Source organism: Pseudomonadota bacterium, assembly GCA_010028905.1.
GTDB lineage: Bacteria > Vulcanimicrobiota > Xenobia > RGZZ01 > RGZZ01 > RGZZ01.
This window is the reverse complement of sequence record RGZZ01000374.1, coordinates 1-4974: the sequence shown is the minus strand read 5'-3', so window position 1 is coordinate 4974 and position 4974 is coordinate 1. Positions and strand designations below refer to the sequence as shown.

Genomic DNA, 4974 nt, shown 5'->3' with positions numbered 1-4974 from the left:
AGTTGAGCACATATCGGCTCAACCCGACGAAGTTGAGCACATATCGGCTCAACCCGACGAAGTTGAGCACATATCGGCTCAACCCGACGAAGTTGAGCACATATCGGCTCAACCCGACGCAGTTGAGCACATATCGGCTCAACCCGACGCAGTTGAGCACAAATCGGCTCAACCCGACGAAGTTGAGCACATATCGGCTCAACCCGACGAAGTTGAGCACATATCGGCTCAACCCGACGAAGTTGAGGTCAACCCCCAATACGGTCAGCGGTACATGGGCCTGAAGAACGGTCACCTCCGTCTCATCGACACGCGTGATGAGCGCGGTGTGGACCTCTCCAGACCGATGCCCGCGAGCGACGTGCATGTCGCCACCCACCGAAGGGGTGGACATCCCGTTGGGAACCCGCTCGAACGCCGGATGCATATGCCCTGCCGGGTCTTTTCCGGTCATGAGAAAGAAGTACGGCTGCCCCAGGGTCGGGTACGGCTTGACCTCTGCGTGGAAGTACCGGCACACGAACTCACCGCTCTGCTCAACCGCGTGGGAGTCCCCAGCGATGTGACCATGTGGCCAAAACGTGACATTCGGGTCGACTCTCATCGTGCTCACCGGCACGCTGAATGCAGCCGGGGTCGTCGTGCTCTGCGCCTCGACTTCGATGATCTGCACCACCTGGGGCAGAGGCGAAGTGGCGCTCAGCGCGGCACTCGCCGAGCTGCTGAGCAGGCTGCCCGCAGCGCACGCTTCCGAAGAAGCGTCCTCCCGAAGCTGAGCGGCAGAGCACCCGGGTCGGCTCTCACTCTCCGTGCTGACAGGGCATGCGCGCGGCTACTGAGCGCTGAGGGGTGATGGCAGCGGCCGTTGAACAGTAGAGCCGTTCACGAAAGCCCGGTTTCTCTCTTCGACCGCGTCGCGTTGATCGCTGTTTGACGCATTCCTCAGTCTCGTCATTACCCACGAGAAAGTCGACGGCAGACTTGTCGACTCTCGACGCGGAAGCGGCCACCGGTCGACCATCAGTGGCCTTCGAACCGATTCGCCGGCCGCATCCCGAGGAAGAGCAGCAGGGTGCGCCACGCCAACCAGAATCCCTGCGCCACACACCGAACGAGATTGAATGGAGGTCGCTGCGTCGTGCACGCAGGCTCGTGAACGAGCACCTCCATCGTGCCGAGCTCTTCATCAGTCTCAGTCAGCGACCTCACATCAAGATTCGAGCCCTGCTCGAGCAGATCGAAGGCCGGGCGGGTAAACAGCACGTAGCGCTTCGCATTCACGTGATTCTTGAGCAGACGGTGCGCCCAGATGACATCGACCCCTGCGTAGCCCACACGCCCCGCCAGATCAGTGCGCGTCACCTCACCCGTGTGAACGATGAGCTTCATGTCGAGCTCGAGAAGGTTATGGCAGGCTGTGCAACCACACGGATTGTTGACTGCGAGTGCATCGCGCTCGCGTTCGAACCGCTCGAAGACACCTTTCACCAGACGTGAGAACGACGCACGCAGCTCAGGCCATGGTCGGCCCACAAACTCTCGAGCGGCCACGCAGAAGACGGCGTCGCCTTCTACCTCTATCACACCCAGCGGCTCACGCACCTCGTCGATCACAGCACTGAGAAGATGCGTGATGAATACCGTGGCGTGAAGCCGCGCCTTGCGGTTGCTCAGCATGAAGCGGGTGTAACCGGAGATGTCGGCAAGCAACAAGACCGCCTGCAGATCGCGACCAGGCATACCACATCACCCCTGCAATCGCTTTCTTCGACGCACAAAGAAGATACGTTCACGCGGCAGGTGCGGCACTTGTGTCAACCTTCCGCACGCCAGGCACGGTGGGTTCGGGGTGTCGCAGACGAGAGAGCGTATCGAGAACAAGAGAGAGCGCTATCCGCGGATAGACAGGGCGGCGTGCGAGGTCGTTCTCAGACCCGACGCTCCACACGAATCCCACCAATCACCACGGAGTCACCCTGCTGCTCCACCCTGAGAGCCTGTGGCGCTGCCGACGTGCTCACCTCTTGTATACCCGATATGCCCACGGGAGGCGCAACCCTCGCCAGAACAGCGTCTCGCGCCGCCTGGTTCAAGGCTCTGGCATCATCGATACGTGACTGCCAGTCGCGACGATACGGCTCGAGCACCGATCGCATGCGCGCCTCGGTGTCGCGGTTCACGCTGGAGGCGAATGCGGCGTGCACGACGCGGGGCAGAACCGTCCAGGCCGCTGCGGCGATGGCCACGCCTACCGCAGGATGAAACGCGGATCCCAGCGTGCCAAGCAAGCCGCCCACACTCACAGCGACTGATGCAAAAACTGACACACGCGAACGCGTAGACGTGCACGTGTTTTCTGTGGCCCGTCGCAGCTCCGGCTCCTTGTTGAAGAGAACCTCACGCCCCCCGTCGAGTCGCGCCGCAAAGAAAGCCGACATCGCGGTGGCGGTGCCGAGTGCCGCGCCGGTTGCCTTCACGGCAACATCGCTCTCCATCTCACGCAAGAGCTTCATCCCGCTGGCCGCATCGAGGCTCGGCATCGACGCGTCGCTCATTGCTGCGTGCGGTGTGCGCGTGGCGGCTGGCCCGAGCAGTGCGCGAGCGTGCAGCATCGGCACCTCATACTTGAAGCGACCCTCGACGTTGACTGCCCCGTATCCGCTGGCCACGGCGGTCTTCACCGCCAGATCGACCCGTCCGCCGTCGAGCTTCGGGAAAGCCTCGACGAAGCCGATCACATGATCGAGACGTGACTGCAGCGGTGCCCCCGCTGGCAACCCTTTCACGTACAACGCAGTGCCCCTGATCAGCTCAACAGGGAGATCCGGACGCCGCTGGGCCATGGCGCTCACCGCGTTCAGCTTCTGTGCGCGCCCCGGGATGTCTTGGCTCGCGTTCACAAACGACGCCAGCGCCTGAACCTGGACCACAGACAGGCTTTGATTGAGCATCAGCAACCCCAGCAGCGAGCGCAGCTTCATCTGGCGCCCCAGGTCGCTGCTGCTCTCATCGACGAAGGCCTGCGCCGCGTCGAACAGTGCGGAAGATGCCCCCACCGCAAGCAGCCGATCAAACAGCTCCTGCTTCTGGGCGCGGGTCGTTGCGTTGGTGGATGATCCCATGAAGCGCGTGGAGCGAATCACCTGGTCGTCAGAGAGCCCCGACATCCCCTTGATGTACTGCAACGCTGCGCTGATGACCGCACGGCGATTGTCGATTTCTGTAACAGCGTTGACACTTCCCGCGAGCGCCTTCACCATGTCCGCCGTAAGCGGCCGCATCTTTGCAAGCTCGGCCAGCGCGTCAAGCTTGAGACGACGCCCGTCGAGCGAATTGCTCTCGTTCACAAACGAGGCCATTGCCGTAAGAGCAGGCGCGTCAAGCGTTGGCCGCGAGGCAAGGATGCGGGGCAGCGCGTCAAGCTTGAGACGACGCCCGTCGAGCGAATTGCTCTCATTCACGAAGGTCGCGATGGCTCGTATCCTGGCACCATCAAGCGCGGGCTGCGCAATGAACAGCCGCTGCAGCGCATCGAGCTTGAGACGACGCCCGTCGAGCGAATTGCTCTCGTTCACAAACGCTGCAATGGCACTTATCGTCGACGCATCGAGTGCAGGCTGCACGGCAAGAAGGTGCTTCAGCGCTTCAACCTTGAGCGCTCGTCCCTCTGCCGACTGGCTCTCAACAACGAACGCACGCACCACCCCCTGACGCGAGGCGTCGAGCGCAGGCAGACCTGCAAGACCATCGATGGCCTGCGGTGCGGAGGTTCGAGGAGCAGGCTGAGCGGGAGGGCGAGGAGCGACTGCAGCAATCATTGGCCTACACTATCGCTTGATGCTGAAATCTCGCTGAAATCACGACGTGTCGCTTCACACCTTGGCCCACCTCGCTGTCTCTCGTACTCGACAGCGTCCATGTGATCAACCACATCGAATACGTCTACGGCGTCACCTGCCTGATGATCATGCTTGTGGCGATGAACTCATACCTCGTGCACGCCCAGCCCGAGCATCGCCTGCTGCAGTTCCGCAACGGAATGGTGAACCGACTGGCGTTCTGGCCGATCATCGCGTCGCTGCTCCGGCTCGTGACCTACGCCATGTTCTACTGAGGCTGCCGCAGACACGCCAGCAGCCGCGGACGCGCGACATCTTTTGGCGCACCCTGCGCGTAGACTGATAGGGCGAGCGCTTCTGCCGCCTGCGATGACAACGCGTCTACAGGCAACGTGATTCACAGCCGCACTTCCGACCGCTCACGGCCCAGGCCTCGACGAATCTCCCACCCCAAGGAGCCACTCTTTGAACTGGCGCCAAATCAAGAAAACGTTGAAGTACTACTTCGTCTTCAGCCCCCTGGGGGCACTGCTCACCCCGCTGTACGTCAACCTCGACGTTCTCACCGCACAGGTCAAAGAGTGCCGCGCCACGTTCGAGGCGCGTGAGCGCGAGGGCGACGTCGACCCCTCACAGCTCGAGATCTGGCGCAGCGAGCTCGAGCAGATGGAGTGGGAGCAGGTGCGACGCCTCGAGCAGAACGGGCGCCCCGACGACCCCTTCGTGCTGTGGAAGAGAGGGGGGTGAGGCGATGTGGCGGGCGGTAGGAGAGGCGCCCTCCAACAAAGCCTGGTGAGAACCTTGCAGCGTCGCGCCCGGCCGTTCCGACGTCAGCAGACGCAGTCGAACCATCGACTGCGCTGCCGTCCTCACGCCTCCTTCGGCTTATCGCCGCGCCGCCAGGTCTCGATCTTGGAGAGCATGCCCTGCCAGAAGGCCCGACGCCCTTCCTGGCGCTTGGCGGGGTCGACGAAGTCAGCGGGGTTGCCGACGCCCAACGCCTTGTTCTTGATCTCCGGATCGAGCCACGTGTTCGGCTCGACGCCGGTGGCCTTGTGTATGTAGTACTCGGCCTTGCGCCACACGTTGAGCTTGTCGAACAGCGGGTTGGCCATGCCGTTGACGATGCAGTAGG

General features: G+C 62.4%; 6 protein-coding genes. 2 read left to right on the top strand and 4 right to left on the bottom strand.

The genetic code is table 11. From position 1 onward, the window contains the following. From EB084_19380 to EB084_19370, 3 genes are all read right to left on the bottom strand, one after another. A partial coding sequence (locus tag EB084_19380; protein ID NDD30426.1) for a hypothetical protein occupies nucleotides 1-673 on the bottom strand: 673 nt, incomplete at its 3' end. Between the two features lie 347 nt (nucleotides 674-1020). Then, nucleotides 1021-1740, bottom strand: coding sequence for a DUF2652 domain-containing protein (locus EB084_19375; GenBank protein ID NDD30425.1), 720 nt, complete (start codon nucleotides 1738-1740; stop codon nucleotides 1021-1023). A gap of 188 nt (nucleotides 1741-1928) precedes the next feature. Next, nucleotides 1929-3704, bottom strand: a complete 1776-nt coding sequence (locus EB084_19370; protein ID NDD30424.1) for a hypothetical protein — start codon at nucleotides 3702-3704, stop codon at nucleotides 1929-1931. Nucleotides 3705-3919: 215 nt separating this feature from the next. On the opposite strand from EB084_19370, the gene EB084_19365 reads away from it, so the two are divergent. Beyond that, on the top strand, nucleotides 3920-4114 hold the full coding sequence (locus EB084_19365; protein NDD30423.1) for a hypothetical protein: 195 nt from the start codon (nucleotides 3920-3922) through the stop codon (nucleotides 4112-4114). A 217-nt stretch (nucleotides 4115-4331) separates the two neighbouring features. After that, nucleotides 4332-4586 carry a hypothetical protein gene (locus EB084_19360; GenBank protein NDD30422.1) on the top strand — a complete coding sequence of 85 codons (255 nt, stop codon included), beginning with the start codon at nucleotides 4332-4334 and terminating at the stop codon, nucleotides 4584-4586. 122 nt (nucleotides 4587-4708) lie between these two features. On the opposite strand, the gene EB084_19355 is transcribed toward EB084_19360, so the two are convergent. Beyond that, the coding region (locus EB084_19355; GenBank protein NDD30421.1) for a hypothetical protein at nucleotides 4709-4974 on the bottom strand (266 nt) is incomplete at its 5' end.